We start from the raw sequence: 13,742 nt of genomic DNA, 5'->3' as shown, positions 1-13,742 counted from the left end.
CGAGCGGGCGTCCGAGCCCACATCCCGCCGCGTCCCCGAAAGGAACCACATCCATGACCGTCGACCTCACGACGTTCGCCTACGGGCTGCCCAAGGCCGAGCTGCACCTCCACCTCGAGGGCACGCTGGAGCCCGAGCTGAGGTTCGCCCTCGCCGCGCGCAACGGCATCGAGCTCGCCGAGAAGACCGTCGAGGAGATCACGGCGACGTACGACTTCACCGATCTCACGAGCTTCCTCGCCGTGTACTACCCGGCGATGAACGTCCTGCAGACCGCGGAGGACTTCCACGACCTCGCCTGGGCGTACCTCGAGCGCGCGAGGGAGAACGGCGTCGTCCACGTCGAGATGTTCTTCGACCCGCAGGCGCACACGAGTCGCGGGGTGCCGTTCGCGAACGTCGTCACGGGGTATCGCCGCGCGGCCGTGCGCGCACAGGACGAGCTGGGCGTCTCGGCGGAGCTCATCCTGTGCTTCCTGCGCGACTTCTCCGCCGAGCACGCCATGTCGACGCTCATGGAGGCGCTTCCCTACAGGGCGTGGATCACGGGCATCGGCCTCGACTCCGACGAGCGCGACAACCCGCCCGCGAAGTTCGCGGCGGTGTTCGCGCGGGCGAAGGCCGAGGGCTTCTTCACCACCATGCACTGCGACATCGACCAGAAGGGGTCGATCGAGCACATCCGCCAGGTGCTGGAGGAGATCGGGGTCGACCGGGTCGACCACGGCACGAACATCGTCGAGGACCCCGCGCTCGTCGCGGCGGCGAAGGAGCGCGGCCTCGGCTTCACGACGTGCCCCCTGTCGAACTCGTTCGTGAGCGAGGAGATGAAGTCGGACGAGATCGTCCGGCTCCTGCGCGCCGGCGTGCGCGTGACGATCAACTCCGACGACCCGGCGTACTTCGGCGGCTACGTCGCCGACAACTACGTTGCCCTCGCCGAGCGCGCGGGCCTCGACGCGGGCGACCTCGCGCGGCTCGCGGTCAACTCCTTCGAGGCGTCATGGCTGACGCCCGCCCGCCGGGCGGCGTACATCGCCGACGTCGAGGCGTACGCCTCGGCGCACGGCGTCGTCCTCGCGAGCTGACAGTGGCGGGCCGCCGGGCGGGGCGCGCCGTGCCGACGGACGCGGAGGACGTCGGCCGGGCGGATGGGGGCCGTGCCGGCTCGCGGGGCGACCCGGGTCCGGCCCCCGGCGCCGGAGATCCCGCGAACGCCGGATCGTCCGGGCCGGAATCGTCCGGCCTCCGCGACATCCCCGGCGCTCGGGACGCCGAGCACCGTGCGACCCCCGACCCCGACACGGCCGCACGGCTCGGGGCGCAGATCCGCGCGCTCCGCAAGGCGCGCGGCCTGACCCTCGCGCGCGTCGCGTCGGCGACCGGCCTGTCGCATCCGTTCCTCAGCCAGGTCGAGCGCGGCATCCACCAGCCGAGCCTCGGATCGCTCCGGCGCATCGCGGTGGCCCTCGAGACGAGTCCGATCGAGCTCATCGCAGCGGCCGATCCGCCTGCCGCGCGCGGCGTCCGCGTCGAGGTGCTGCGCGCGGGGGAGGGCGCGGTCCCGGAGGGCTTCTCCTCCGGGACGGCGCGGATGCTCGCCCACGGCGCGCGGGGGTTCCATCCCCTGGAGGTCGACGTCTCCCGCGCCGATCCCGGGGAGCTCTTCGTGCACGCCGAGGGCGAGTTCCTCTACGCGCTGAGCGGCGCCGTGCGCGTCGAGCTCGACGGGGTCGTGCACGCCCTCGCGCCCGGCGACTCGACCTTCTACGCGGGCGGGGTCGCGCATCGCTGGTGGACGCTCGACGACGCTCCCGCGCGCCTGCTCGTCGTGAAGGAGACCGTCCGCCGCTGACGGCGTCCTCGCCCGTCTATGCGCCGAGGAGCGCCCGGAGGGGCTCGATCGCGAAGTACACGACGAACAGGGCGCCGACGAGCCACATGAGCCAGTGGACGTCGCGCGCCTTCCCCCGGGCGAGCTTCACGACGATGAAGGCGATGAACCCCGCGCCGATGCCGTCGGCGATCGAGTACGTGAACGGCATGACGACGATCGTGAGGAAGGCGGGGAGGGCGACCTCGACGTCCTTCCAGTCGATGCCCGTGACCTGCGTCAGCATGAGGAAGCCGACGAGCACGAGCGCGGGGGCCGCCGCCTCATAGGGCACGAGCGCGACGAGCGGCGCGAACAGCGTCGACAGGAGGAACGCGATGCCCGTGACGACGGAGGCGAGCCCCGTCCGGGCACCGTCTCCGACGCCCGCGGTCGACTCGACGAAGGCCGTGTTCGACGACACCGAGCCCATCCCGCCCGCGACGGCGCCGAGGGAGTCGACGACGAGGATCTGCTTCGTCCGAGGCGGGTTGCCGTCCTTGTCGAGCAGCTTCGCCTCCGCGCCGATGGCGACCATGGTGCCCATCGTGTCGAAGAAGTCGGCCAGCAGCAGCGTGAAGACGAGGAGGACGAGGGTGACGATGCCGATGCTCTGGAACGATCCCAGCAGATCGAACTGCCCGAGGAGCGAGAAGTCCGGCACCGCCACCACACCCGTGAACGTCGGCGGCGAGTTGAAGCCGCCGGGGTTCTCGTCGCTGCGTGCACCGAGATGCAGCGTGTTCTCCAGCACGATCGCGAGAGCCGTCGCGACGAGGACCGAGATGAGGATGGCGCCCTTGACTCCTCGCGCGTGCAGGACGATCGCGAGGACAAGGCCCACGACGAACACGAGGATGGGCCAGGTCCCGAGGTCGCCGAGGGCGAGGATGGTCGAGCCGTCGCCCGTGACGAAGCCGGCGTTCGAGAGGCCGATGAGCGTGATGAAGAGGCCGATGCCGGCGCCGATGGCGGTCTTGAGCGGCGTCGGCACGGCGCGGAAGACGGCCTCGCGGAAGCCCGTGAGCACGAGGATCAGGATGAGGACGCCCTCGATCACGATGACGCCCATGGCGTCCGCCCAGGTGACGCCGGGGAGGGCGGCGATCGAATAGGTGACGACCGCGTTGAGCCCCAGGCCCGCCGCCATCGCGAGCGGGAAGTTCGCCACGACGCCCATGAGGATCGACATGACGCCCGCGACGAGCGCGGTGGCGGAGGCGATCATGCCGAGGTTCGGGGCATCCCCTCCGCCCAGGAACTCGCCCGTGCCGTCCGCGGAGGTGCCGATGATGAGCGGGTTGAGCACGACGATGTACGACATCGCGAAGAAGGTGACGAGGCCGCCGCGGATCTCCGTCCCGACGGTCGAGCCGCGTTCGGCGATGCGGAAGAAGCGGTCGATGGCGGCGCGCGGCGCGGTGGTGGTGCTCATGGGGTTCGACGTTCCAGGGGATGAGGGCGGGGTCGGATGGGGACTGCGTCGGCGTGGCGGGCCGACGCCTCTTCGATAAGCGTAGGCTTGCCGACGTTCATCCATGCAAGAGCATGGATCGTGCCGACAGGAGATCGAAGGGATCATTATGGCATTCGACGGAAAGGTCGCCCTCGTCACGGGCGGCGGCTCGGGCATCGGCGAGGCGATCGCGAAGGAGCTGGCCGGGCTCGGAGCGAAGGTCGTCGTCACGGACATCGCTCTCGCCGCCGCCCAGCGCGTCGTCGACGAGATCGGGGCATCGGGCGGCACGGCGGCCGCGTTCCGGGGCGACACGGCGGTCGCGGCGGACAGCGAGAAGGCGGTGTCCTTCGCGAAGGACACCTACGGCAGGCTCAACTACGCCGTGAACAACGCCGGCATCGGGGGCAGGAACGCCCCGACCGGCGAGGTCGACGTCGACGACTGGAGACGCGTCATCGACATCGACCTCAGCGGCGTGCTCTACGGCCTGCGCGCCCAGATCCCGGCCCTGCTGGAGGCGGGCGCGGAGGGGAGCGCGATCGTCAACATGGCGTCCATCCACGGCACGGTCGCCGCGCTCGGCAACGCCGCCTACACGGCCGCGAAGCACGGCGTCGTCGGGCTCACGAAGAACGCCGCCGCGGAGTACGGCGCGCAGGGGCTGCGCATCAACGCGGTCGGCCCCGGCTACATCGACACCCCGCTCGTCAACGCCTCGCTCTCACCCGAGGCGCTCGAGGGGCTGAAGGCCAGGCATCCGCTCGGCCGCCTCGGTCGTCCCGAGGAGATCGCGAAGGTCGTCCGCTTCCTCCTGTCGGACGACGCCTCGTTCGTGACGGGCGCGTACTACCTCATCGACGGCGGCTACACGACCGTCTGACCCGCGGGGTGCAGGCGGTCGGCCGGGCGACGCCCGGTCGGCGGCGCGGATGCGCGAGGGGCTCAGCCCTGCACGAGCCGCCAGACCCGGTCGCGCGTGAAGGGCTGATGGAACGGCCGACGGCCGAGCGCCCGCGCGATGGCGTTGCCGATGGCGGGGGCGACCGGGTTGTACGGCGACTCGCTCATCGACTTCGCGCCGAACGGGCCGAGGTCGTCGTTCGTGTCGGCGAAGAGGACCTCCGTGTCGGGGATGTCGACCGACTGCGGCACGCGGTAGGTGCGGAACGCCGGGTTCAGCACGCGGCCGTCCTCGACGAGCACCTGCTCGTAGAGCGCTCCTCCGATGCCCTGCGCCACGCCGCCCTCGATCTGGCCGCGGCACTGCGCGGGGTTGATGACGAAGCCCGCATCGGCGGCGTGCACGGAGCGCAGGATGCGGACGGCGCCCGTCCCGGGCTCCACCGCGACGCGCACCGCGTGCACGTTGAACGCGAGCGAGCGGTGCTCGCCGAGCTCCTCGCCCGTGGCGGTGAGGCCGTCCGTGCGTGTCGCGCTCCGGACATCCGCCCCGTCCCCCGCGTCGATTCCGACCCCGGGGACCGGAGATCCCGCGAACGCCGGATGAGACGAGCCGATTCGACCCGGCGTTCGCGGGATCTCCGGCGTTCGGGCCGTCGCCGATCCGCCTGCCAACCCCCCTGCCAACCCCCCTGCCTCATCCTCCGCGAGCGCCGCCGCGACGATCCGGTCGAAGCCCACCACGCCCTCCGGCGTCCGCACACCGTCCGGCGTGTAGGCGCAGTCCGCCGTCGTCGCTCCGGCGACACCCGCCGCCACCTCGACCATCCGCTCCCGCAGCGCGAGGCAGGCGGCGTACAGCGCCTTGCCGGCGACGGTCGTGCCGGCCGAGGCGAAGGCGCCCGTGTCGTGGTCGACGAGCGAGGTGTCGGCGTGGTCGAGCCTCAGCCGCGAGAAGCCCACGCCGAGCACGCTCGCGGCGATCTGCCGCTGCACGGTCGTCGTGCCGTTGCCGAACTCGGCCGTGCCGGTCCGCAGCACGAACGTCCCGTCGGGACGCAGCGTCGCGGAGGTGTGGGCGATGTGCCCGCGCGGCGCCATCGTCGCGATCATCGCCGCGGCCATCCCCTCGCCCACGAGCCATCCGTCGGGCGCGTCCTCCCCGGCGCCGCGGGCCAGGGCGTCCTGCGCGAGGTCGAGGCACTGGTCGAGGCCGTAGCTCCCCCAGACGAGATCGTGCTCGATCGATCCGTCGGCCGTGCGCAGCGGGTCGCCGTCGCGGATGCCGTTGAGGCGCCGCAGGTCGAACGGGTCGACGCCGAGCCGCTCGGCGAGGAGGTCCATCGCCGACTCGATGCCGAACATGACCTGGCCCAGGCCGTACCCGCGGAACGCCCCCGAGGGCACGTTGTTCGTGTAGACGACCTCCGCGTCGATGCGCAGGGCCGGGGTGTTGTAGATCGTCACCGACTCGGCGACGCCGTGGAACAGGACGCCGAGCGCGTGGTTGCCGTATGCGCCCGTGTCGCTGAGCACGTCGAGCTTCACGGCGGTGAGACGGCCGTCCTCGTCGGCGCCGAGCGTCACCGACACCCGCATCGGATGGCGGACGGAGGAGCGGAGGAACTCGTCGGTCCGCGAGAACTCGTAGGCGACGGGGCGTCCCGTCCTCAGCACCGCGAGGGAGACGAGGTCCTCGGCGAAGATCTCCTGCTTGCCGCCGAAGCCGCCGCCGACGCGCGGGGCGGAGACGCGGACCCCCTCCCGGGGCAGATCGAAGATGCGGCACAGCTCGTCGCGGGTGAGGAACGGCACCTGGGTCGACGAGCGGATGGTCAGCACGCCGTCGTCGAGCCAGCCGACCGCGCCGTGCGTCTCGAGCTGGGCGTGCGATGTGCGCGACGTCTGCCACGTTCCCGAGACCGTCACGGCGCTCGCCGCGAGCGCCGTGTCGACGTCGCCGCCGTGGCCGGCGTGGAGCGCGCCGACGACGTTCCGCGCGGCGTCGGCGACGCGGTCGGCGATCGTGCGGTCGGGATGGATGAGCGGGGCGCCGGGCGTGCGCGCCTCCTCGGGGTCGAAGACGGCGGGAAGCTCTTCGTACGCGACGGCGATGAGGCGGCAGGCCTCCTCCGCGGCCGCGGCGGTCTCGGCGACGACGGCCGCGACGCGCTGGCCGATGTGGCGGACGACGTCGTCGAGCATCCGCGTGTCGTCGGGGTCGTCCGTCCGGTGCTCGTGACGGGCCGTGGAGTACCGGACGTCGGGGACGTCCCGATGGGTGAACACGGCGACGACGCCCGGCACGGCCTCCGCGGCCGCGGTGTCGATCGATCGTATGCGCGCATGGGCATACGGCGATCCGAGGACCCGGAGGATCAGGGCGTCGGCGGGAACCTCGTCGAACGTGTAGGGCTCGAGCCCCTGGACGATCCGGCGCGCCGGCTCGGGGACGGCCGAGCGCCCGACGCCGTGCGCGGCGGGGTCAGGGCGGGTCGCGGGGGCCGGGGCGGGCCCCGTCTCGCGCACCGGTCCGAGCGTGGAGGCGATCGCCTCGCGGATCGGCCGGTACCCCGTGCAGCGGCAGAGGTTGCCCTTGAGACGGCGGTCGAGGTCGTGCTCGTCGCCGGGACGGAGGGACGACGCCGTGACGCTCATGCCCGCGGTGCAGAACCCGCACTGGAAGCCGAAGTGCTCGACGAGCGCCTCCTGCGCCGGATGCAGGGCGTCTCCGGGGGCGAGCCCGGCCGCGGTCGTGACGGACGCTCCCTCCGCGCGCATCGCCGGGATGAGGCAGGAGTGCACCGGGGAGCCGTCGAGGACCACGCCGCAGGCGCCGCAGTCGCCCGCGTCGCATCCCTTCTTCACCTCGGTGTGGCCGTGCTCGCGCAGCAGCGTGCGGAGGCACTGGCCGGGGCGCGGGTCGGCGTCGAGGGGCGAGCCGTTGACCTCGAGTCTCATGGTCGTGCTCCTTCCGCGAGATCGGCGCGACAGCGTTCGGCGAGCACGACGCTCACGCCGCGCCGCCAGTCGGCGGCGCCCAGCGGATCGGTGTAGTACCCGACGGCCGCGGCGACGGCCTCGGCGAGCTCCCGGGCCCCGGGCAGGGACGGCCATCGCAGCACGACGGGACGCTCGACGGACGCCGTCATCCCGAACGTCGACGAGCCGTCGGCGTCCACCCGCCCCGTGACGACGGCCCCGGAGCGGCCGAGCTCGGCGAGCGCCGTCTTGTGCAGCACGGCGCGAGAGCGGAGGGCGCGTTCGGGGACGTCGACGGCGCGGATGATCTCGCCGCGCGCGAGCGTGTTGACGCCGTTGCCCGCCGGGATCTCGGACACGGGCATCCGCCGCTCTCCGTCGCCGGGGGTCCAGACGACGGCCTCGGCGTCCAGCGCGGCGCCGAGCGCGATCATGGAGCCCGCCGCGTACGACTGGGCGATGTTGCCCCCGACGGTCGCGGTGTTCCAGATCTTGAAGGACGCCAGAAGGGCGTTGGCGGCGTCGACGAACAGGGGGACGGCGGTCCATCCCTTCGCTGGCAGGAACCCGGACCGGCCCTCGGCGAAGGCGACGAGCTGCGCGATCGTGCAGGTCGCGCCGATCCGCAGCCGGTCCTCCAGGACCTCCAGCGCGGGCCATCCCAGCCCCGTGAGGTCGACGAGCCCCGTGATGTGCGGGTGCGGGTCGCTGAAGAGCAGCGTCCCTCCCGCGAGCGGCGTCTCGCCGGGGGCGAGTGCGAGATCGTCCCGCGTCCGGGCGACGCGGAACGAGGCGACGGTGTTCAGGTCCACCGGATCCTCCCCGCTCTCATGCGCGGTCCGCCAGGGTGCGGGACGCCGACGCGACGCGCTCGGCGAGCAGGCGTTCGTCGGCCGTGACGAGCATGTCGTCCTCCACGACCGTGCGGCCCCCGACGAGCAGCCGCCGCAGCGGGGGCAGCGCCCCGAGCCCGAGAGCGGCGACGGGGTCGACGATGCCGGCGTGCTCGACGCCGCCCACCCACCACACGGCGATGTCGGCGAGCTTGCCCCGTTCGAGCGAGCCGATCTCGTCCTGGCGCCCGAGGACGCGCGCTCCGCCGGCCGTGGCCATCCGGAGCCCGTCGCGCACGCTCATCGCGCCGGAGCCGGATCGCAGTCTCCCCATGAGCACCGCCTCGCGGATCTCGACGCCGAGCTGCCCCGACTCGTTCGAGGCCGCACCGTCCACGCCGAGGCCGACGGGGACTCCCGCGTCGAGCATCGCCCGCACCGGCGCGATCCCCGACGCCAGACGGCCGTTCGAGGAGGGGCAGTGGGCGACGCCCGTGCCGGTCGCGGCGTACTGCGCGATCGCCGGGTCGTCGAGATGCACGGCGTGCGCCATCCACACGTCGTCGCCGAGCCATCCGAGGCCCGAGAGGTACTCCGTGGGCGACATGCCGAAGCGCTCGGCGCAGTAGGCGTCCTCCTCCGCCGTCTCCGAGGCGTGCGTGTGCAGCCGCACGCCGAGCGAGCGCGCCATCACGGCCGCCTCGCGCAGCAGGTCCGAGGTCACCGAGAAGGGCGAGCACGGGGCGATCGCGATGCGCACGCGGGCGTCGTCGGCCGGGTCGTGCCAGCGCTCGACGGCGTCCTGCGAGGCGTGCAGCGCGGCATCCGTCGTCTCCACCGCGAAGTCGGGCGGAAGGCCTCCCTGCGAGGCCCCGAGGTCCATCGAGCCGCGCGTGGCGTGCAGGCGCACGCCGATGCCGGTGGCCGCCTCGACGAGCGCGCCGACGATGTCGCCGGACCCGCGGGGGAACACGTAGTGGTGATCGCCGACCGTCGTGCAGCCCGAGCGCGCGAGCACCGCCATCGCGCCCGCGGCGCCGTCGCGCGTGAGGTCGGCGTCGATCCGTGCCCACAGCGGGTACAGCGTGGTGAGCCAGTCGAAGAGGATCGCGTCCTGCGCGTAGCCGCGCGTGAGCCACTGGTACAGGTGGTTGTGCGTGTTCACGAGGCCCGGGGTGACGAGGCAGCCCGCCGCGTCCACGACGGTCGCCTCCTCGCGCAGCGCGGCCGGCGCCGGGCCGGGGCCGACGGCTGTGATGCGGCCGTCCTCGACGACGACGTGGCCCGTGCGGTGCTCGGTGCCCGCGGCGTCGACGGTCGCGACGTGGCCGCCCTCGATGATCGTGCGTCGGATCATCGACGCTCCTGCGGGATGGTGCTCACGGATGCTCCTCGGGGCCTGTGACGGATGTCGCAGTCCCCGCCCTGAGCCCGCCGCGCGAGGTCATGGTGATGGGACACGCACCGCCGATCCTAGGAGCCCCGTGTTTCGCGGATGCTTCGTCGTCCGGGCGGCGGGGGAGCGATCGCGCAGGAGACGGCGTCGGGGCGCGCGCCCGCGCGAGGCAGCGCGGCCTCGGCGAGAGGGCGGTCGCGGTGCAGCGGGCCGGCGAGGTCGCGGAGAGGCCTTCCGGTCCCGCCGTGGCGGGCGGCGAGGATCTCGGCGACGACCGACACGGCCGTCTCGGCGGGGGACGACCCTCCGAGGTCGAGGCCCAGCGGCGAGTGCAGGCGCGCGAGATCGTCGTCGGACGCGCCCGCCTCGCGCAGCAGCTCGACGCGACGGGCGGCCGTGGTGCGCGCGCCGAGCGCCCCGACGAACCCGATGGGCATCGCGAGCGCCTGCCGGAGCGCCGGCACGTCGAGGCGCGTGTCGTGCGTGAGCACGCACACGGCCGTCCGCGCGTCGATGTCGTCGGGCCCGAGCCCGGCGAGGTGCTCATGCGGCAGCGCGACGACGAGCTCCGCCGCGTCGGGGAAGCGGTCGGACGTGACGAGCAGCTCCCAGGCGTCGACGATCGTGACGGCGAAGCCCGCCGCGGCGGCGACCCGGCACAGCGCCGCCGCGTGATCGCTCGCGCCCGCGACGATGAGCCGAGGCCGGGGAGCCCGCGACACGGCGAGGACGCGCCCGGCTGCGCCCGGGCCGTCCGTCGTGCCGGCAGGAGGAGAAGACGCCGAGGGGAGGACGATCTCGGGGGATTCGTCCTCCGGCGGGCGCGACGTCCTCCGCTCGGCCAGGCCCCCCGCGACGACGCGCGTCTCGGCGAGCAGCGCCGCGGCGTCGAGGTCGGCGGCGGCGCGGTCGTCGAGCGCGGGGTCGTCCCTCCGCACCACCCGGCCCGCGCGGGGGCCGTCGAGCACGAGCCCGATCGTCGTGGGGCGGTCGTCCGCCGCCGTGCGGAGGGCGTCCACGGCGGTCGCGTCGTCTGCGCGCACCTCGAACGCGATGACGTCGACCTGGCCGCCGCACGCGAGCCCCGCGGCGTGCGCGGTGTCGTCGTCGAAGCCGAACCGGGCCGTCCGCGCCTCCCCGTCTCCGAGCACGGCATGGGCGAGCATGACGGAGTCGCCCTCGACGCAGCCGCCCGAGATCGAGCCGATCACCTCGCCGTCGCCCACGACCGCCATCGAGGCGCCGAGACCGCGCGGAGCGCTGCGCGCCACCCGCGTCACGGTGACGACGACGACGCGGCTCCCCGCGGCGAGCCGGTCGAGGAGGGGCGAGGCGAGGTCGAGCATCCCGCCACGGTAGTCGCGCCGTGTTTCAGACGTGAGACGGCCGAGGGCGGGGGATACGGTCGAGGGATGACGGGACTCTGCGGCATCGTGCTCGCCGGCGGGGCGGGCACGCGGTTCGGCGGCCCGAAGGCGCTCGCCCGCGCGGCGGACGGCGCGCCCTGGGTGCGGACGGCGGTCGAGACCCTGCGCGAGGGCGGGTGCGCGAGGGTCGTCGTCGTGCTCGGCGCCGGGGCGGGCGAGGCGTCCGCGCTCGTGCCGGACGACGCGCAGGTCGCGGTCGCGGAGGACTGGGCCGAGGGCGTGGCGGCGTCGCTGCGGGCCGGGATCCGGGCCGCAGGCCCCGCCGATGCGGTCGTCGTCCTGCCCGTCGACACCCCGGACACCCCGCCGTCCGCCGTCCGCCGCGTCGTCGCCGCCGCCGCGGGCGAGCCGCGCTCGGCGCTCGCCCAGGCCGTCTACGGGACGCGCCCCGGGCATCCCGTGCTCGTCGGCGCCCGTCATCTCGCGCCGCTCGCCGCCTCCGTCTCGGGCGATCGAGGCGCACGCCCCTACCTCGTCGCCCACGGCGCCGTCGAGGTCGACTGCTCCGACCTGTGGTCGGGCGACGACATCGACCGGCGGTGAGGCCGGCGCTCACACCTGCAGGAACTGCGCGCCCCGCTGGGTCATCCGCCGCGTCAGCGTGGGGGAGAGGCGCCCGCCCGTGACGAAGAGGTCGATGTCGGCGATCCGGGCGAAGCGCGCGAAGCTGTTGACGCCGAACTTCGTGTGCTCGCACGCGACGATGCGCCGCTTCGACACGCGCACCGCCATCGACTTGATCGCGGCGACGGCGGGGTCGGGCGTCGTGAGGCCTTCGTCGAGGGCGACGCCGTTGGCTCCGAGGAGCGCGACGTCGATGACGAACTCGGAGAGCATGTCGCGGGCCCAGTAGTCGACCGTGCCGAGCGTGCGGCCCCGGACCCGGCCGCCGAGGAGGAGGACCTCGTGCGGCGTGCCCGACGCCAGCTCCGCCGCCACGGGGAGGGACGGCGTCACGACCGTGAGCGGGCGCTCCTTCGGCAGCTGCGCGGCGGCGAGGAGCGTCGTCCGTCCCTCGTCGACGTAGACCGTCGTCGCCTCGCCGATCGCCTCGGCCGCCGCGCGGGCGATGGCGCTCCGCTCCTCCGAGTCGCTCGCCGCCCGCAGCGCGAGACTCGTCTCGTAGCGGGTCGTCTCCACCGCGTATACCATGCCGTAGGAGCGGCGGACGAGCCCGTCCGCCTCGAGCGCGCGCAGGTCGCGGCGCAGCGTGGCGGGGGCGAGGGCGAGCTGCGCGCTGAGATCGGCGACGTCGATCGCGCCCCGTTCGCGGGCGATCGCGACGATCCGCCTCCGCCGGCTCGCGGCCGTGTCGCGCGTCGTCGTCATCGGCGGCCTCCTTCCCGGATGGGCGAGAGCGTACGGGAAACGTACACCGGCACCGGATGAATGTACAGGAATGTACGCGAACCTCCGGCATAGCGTGACGGCAGCGTTCACATCGTCGTGACGCGCAGGGAGGCGAACAATGAAGCTCACATCGCGATCGGCACGCACCGCCCGCCGCGCGGCATCCGCCGCCGGCGGCCTCGCCGCGGGCGCCCTCGTCCTCGCGGCATGCGCGGGAGCGGGCGGCGGGGGAGGCAGCGCGGGAGGACCCGTCGAGCTCACCCTCGCCACGGTCAACAACCCGCAGATGAAGGACATGGAGGAGCTCGTCGGCTTCTTCGAGGAGGACCATCCCGACATCTCGATCAACTTCATCCAGATGGAGGAGAACGACCTCCGCGACGCCGTCACGAAGGACGTCGCCTCGAACGGCGGGCAGTACGACATCGTCACGGTCGGCTCCTACGAGGTGCCGATCTGGGCGGAGAACGGATGGATCCGCGACCTCGGCCCCGACCTCGAGGCCGACGAGGAGTACGACGTCGACGACCTGTTCGGCCCCGTGCGCGACGTCGTCACGGTCGACGGCTCGCTCTACGCCGTCCCCTTCTACGGGGAGTCGTCCATGCTCATGTACAACAAGGACATCCTCGACGCAGCGGGCATCACCGTCCCGGAACGCCCGACGTGGCAGGAGGTCGCGGAGATCGCGCGGACGGTCGACTCGGACGAGACCGCCGGCATCTGCCTGCGCGGCAAGCCCGGATGGGGCGAGCTGTTCGCGCCGCTCACGACCGTCGTGCAGACGTTCGGCGGCAACTGGTACGACGAGGACTGGAACGCCCAGGTCGACTCGCCGGAGTTCGCCGAGGCCGTGCAGTTCTACATCGACCTCGTGCGCGACGCCGGCGAGTCGGACCCGGTGTCGACGGGGTTCACCGAGTGCCTCAACGCGGTGAGCCAGGGTGAGGCCGCCATGTGGGTCGATGCGACCGTCGCGGCGGGGATCCTCGAGGACCCGGAGGCGTCGTCGGTCGCCGGCTCCCTGGGCTATGCGCACGCCCCCGTCGTCGAGACGGAGGAGTCGGGCTGGCTGTGGTCGTGGAACCTCGCGATCCCCGAGACCACCCAGAACGCCGACGCGGCGCTCGAGTTCGTCACGTGGGCGACGAGCAAGGAGTACCACCAGCTCGTCGGCGAGGAGCTGGGATGGACGCGCGTGCCGCCCGGCGCCCGCGAGTCGACGTACGAGAACCCCGACTACGCCGAGGCCTCGGCCGCGTTCGCGCCGATCACCTACGACATCCTCACGTCGATCGACCCCGAGCAGCCGGGCGTCGACCCGCAGCCCTGGGTCGGCATCCAGTACGTGACGATCCCGGAGTTCCAGGACGTCGGGAACCAGCTCTCGCAGCAGCTCGCCGAGGTGTTCGCGGGGCGCTCGGAGCTCGCACCGGTCCTCGAGCGCGGGCAGGAGCTCGCACAGCAGGCCGGGGACGCCCAGCAGTAGCGGACCGGGGCGCGCGCCGCGCGCCCCGCCGTC

Annotated in this window: 11 protein-coding genes; 5 read left to right on the top strand and 6 right to left on the bottom strand. The window is 73.4% G+C overall.

What is annotated here, in order from left to right:
- Window positions 1-53 precede the first annotated feature (53 nt).
- On the top strand, window positions 54-1,088 hold the full coding sequence (gene add / locus N8K70_RS15360; protein ID WP_317139223.1) for an adenosine deaminase: 1,035 nt from the start codon (window positions 54-56) through the stop codon (window positions 1,086-1,088).
- A gap of 29 nt (window positions 1,089-1,117) precedes the next feature.
- Window positions 1,118-1,855 carry a helix-turn-helix domain-containing protein gene (locus tag N8K70_RS15355; RefSeq protein ID WP_317139222.1) on the top strand — a complete coding sequence of 246 codons (738 nt, stop codon included), beginning with the start codon at window positions 1,118-1,120 and terminating at the stop codon, window positions 1,853-1,855.
- A gap of 16 nt (window positions 1,856-1,871) precedes the next feature.
- On the opposite strand, the gene N8K70_RS15350 is transcribed toward N8K70_RS15355, so the two are convergent.
- On the bottom strand, window positions 1,872-3,308 hold the full coding sequence (locus N8K70_RS15350; protein ID WP_317139221.1) for an NCS2 family permease: 1,437 nt from the start codon (window positions 3,306-3,308) through the stop codon (window positions 1,872-1,874).
- Window positions 3,309-3,456: 148 nt separating this feature from the next.
- On the opposite strand from N8K70_RS15350, the gene N8K70_RS15345 reads away from it, so the two are divergent.
- Window positions 3,457-4,212 (top strand): SDR family NAD(P)-dependent oxidoreductase, encoded by a 756-nt coding sequence (locus tag N8K70_RS15345; protein WP_317139220.1) that lies wholly within the window; start codon window positions 3,457-3,459, stop codon window positions 4,210-4,212.
- 62 nt (window positions 4,213-4,274) lie between these two features.
- On the opposite strand, the gene N8K70_RS15340 is transcribed toward N8K70_RS15345, so the two are convergent.
- The 4 genes from N8K70_RS15340 to N8K70_RS15325 form a co-directional block, all read right to left on the bottom strand.
- Entirely contained in the window at window positions 4,275-7,193 is a 2,919-nt protein-coding gene (locus N8K70_RS15340) for a molybdopterin-dependent oxidoreductase (RefSeq protein ID WP_317139219.1), read from the bottom strand.
- The gene (locus tag N8K70_RS15335) at window positions 7,190-8,026 is read right to left on the bottom strand and encodes an FAD binding domain-containing protein (protein WP_317139218.1); all 837 of its coding nucleotides are present in this window, start codon (window positions 8,024-8,026) and stop codon (window positions 7,190-7,192) included. Before N8K70_RS15335 ends, N8K70_RS15340 begins: the two co-directional genes overlap by 4 nt.
- 16 nt (window positions 8,027-8,042) lie before the next feature.
- Window positions 8,043-9,404 carry an 8-oxoguanine deaminase gene (locus tag N8K70_RS15330; protein ID WP_317139217.1) on the bottom strand — a complete coding sequence of 454 codons (1,362 nt, stop codon included), beginning with the start codon at window positions 9,402-9,404 and terminating at the stop codon, window positions 8,043-8,045.
- Between the two features lie 116 nt (window positions 9,405-9,520).
- Window positions 9,521-10,789, bottom strand: a complete 1,269-nt coding sequence (locus N8K70_RS15325) for an XdhC family protein (RefSeq protein WP_317139216.1) — start codon at window positions 10,787-10,789, stop codon at window positions 9,521-9,523.
- A 66-nt stretch (window positions 10,790-10,855) separates the two neighbouring features.
- Between N8K70_RS15325 and N8K70_RS15320 the strand changes: the two genes are divergently transcribed.
- Window positions 10,856-11,413: a nucleotidyltransferase family protein gene (locus tag N8K70_RS15320; RefSeq protein WP_317139215.1), complete on the top strand. Its 558-nt coding sequence runs from the start codon at window positions 10,856-10,858 to the stop codon at window positions 11,411-11,413.
- 9 nt (window positions 11,414-11,422) lie between these two features.
- Here N8K70_RS15320 and N8K70_RS15315 read toward each other — a convergent pair whose 3' ends face one another.
- The gene (locus N8K70_RS15315; protein ID WP_317139214.1) at window positions 11,423-12,199 is read right to left on the bottom strand and encodes a DeoR/GlpR family DNA-binding transcription regulator; all 777 of its coding nucleotides are present in this window, start codon (window positions 12,197-12,199) and stop codon (window positions 11,423-11,425) included.
- A 139-nt stretch (window positions 12,200-12,338) separates the two neighbouring features.
- On the opposite strand from N8K70_RS15315, the gene N8K70_RS15310 reads away from it, so the two are divergent.
- Entirely contained in the window at window positions 12,339-13,709 is a 1,371-nt protein-coding gene (locus N8K70_RS15310; protein WP_317139213.1) for an ABC transporter substrate-binding protein, read from the top strand.
- Window positions 13,710-13,742: the final 33 nt, after the last annotated feature.

Origin of the sequence: Microbacterium sp. AB, assembly GCF_032878875.1 — a bacterium.
GTDB lineage: Bacteria > Actinomycetota > Actinomycetes > Actinomycetales > Microbacteriaceae > Microbacterium > Microbacterium betulae.
This window is presented reverse-complemented; position numbering and strand designations above follow the sequence as displayed.

Coding starts and splice junctions, on each gene's coding strand:
- add (WP_317139223.1), top strand. CDS start 54: ATGACCGTCGACCTCACGACGTTCGCCTACGGGCTGCCCAAGGCCGAG.
- N8K70_RS15350 (WP_317139221.1), bottom strand. CDS start 3,308: ATGAGCACCACCACCGCGCCGCGCGCCGCCATCGACCGCTTCTTCCGC.
- N8K70_RS15345 (WP_317139220.1), top strand. CDS start 3,457: ATGGCATTCGACGGAAAGGTCGCCCTCGTCACGGGCGGCGGCTCGGGC.
- N8K70_RS15340 (WP_317139219.1), bottom strand. CDS start 7,193: ATGAGACTCGAGGTCAACGGCTCGCCCCTCGACGCCGACCCGCGCCCC.
- N8K70_RS15330 (WP_317139217.1), bottom strand. CDS start 9,404: ATGATCCGACGCACGATCATCGAGGGCGGCCACGTCGCGACCGTCGAC.
- N8K70_RS15325 (WP_317139216.1), bottom strand. CDS start 10,789: ATGCTCGACCTCGCCTCGCCCCTCCTCGACCGGCTCGCCGCGGGGAGC.
- N8K70_RS15320 (WP_317139215.1), top strand. CDS start 10,856: ATGACGGGACTCTGCGGCATCGTGCTCGCCGGCGGGGCGGGCACGCGG.
- N8K70_RS15315 (WP_317139214.1), bottom strand. CDS start 12,199: ATGACGACGACGCGCGACACGGCCGCGAGCCGGCGGAGGCGGATCGTC.
- N8K70_RS15310 (WP_317139213.1), top strand. CDS start 12,339: ATGAAGCTCACATCGCGATCGGCACGCACCGCCCGCCGCGCGGCATCC.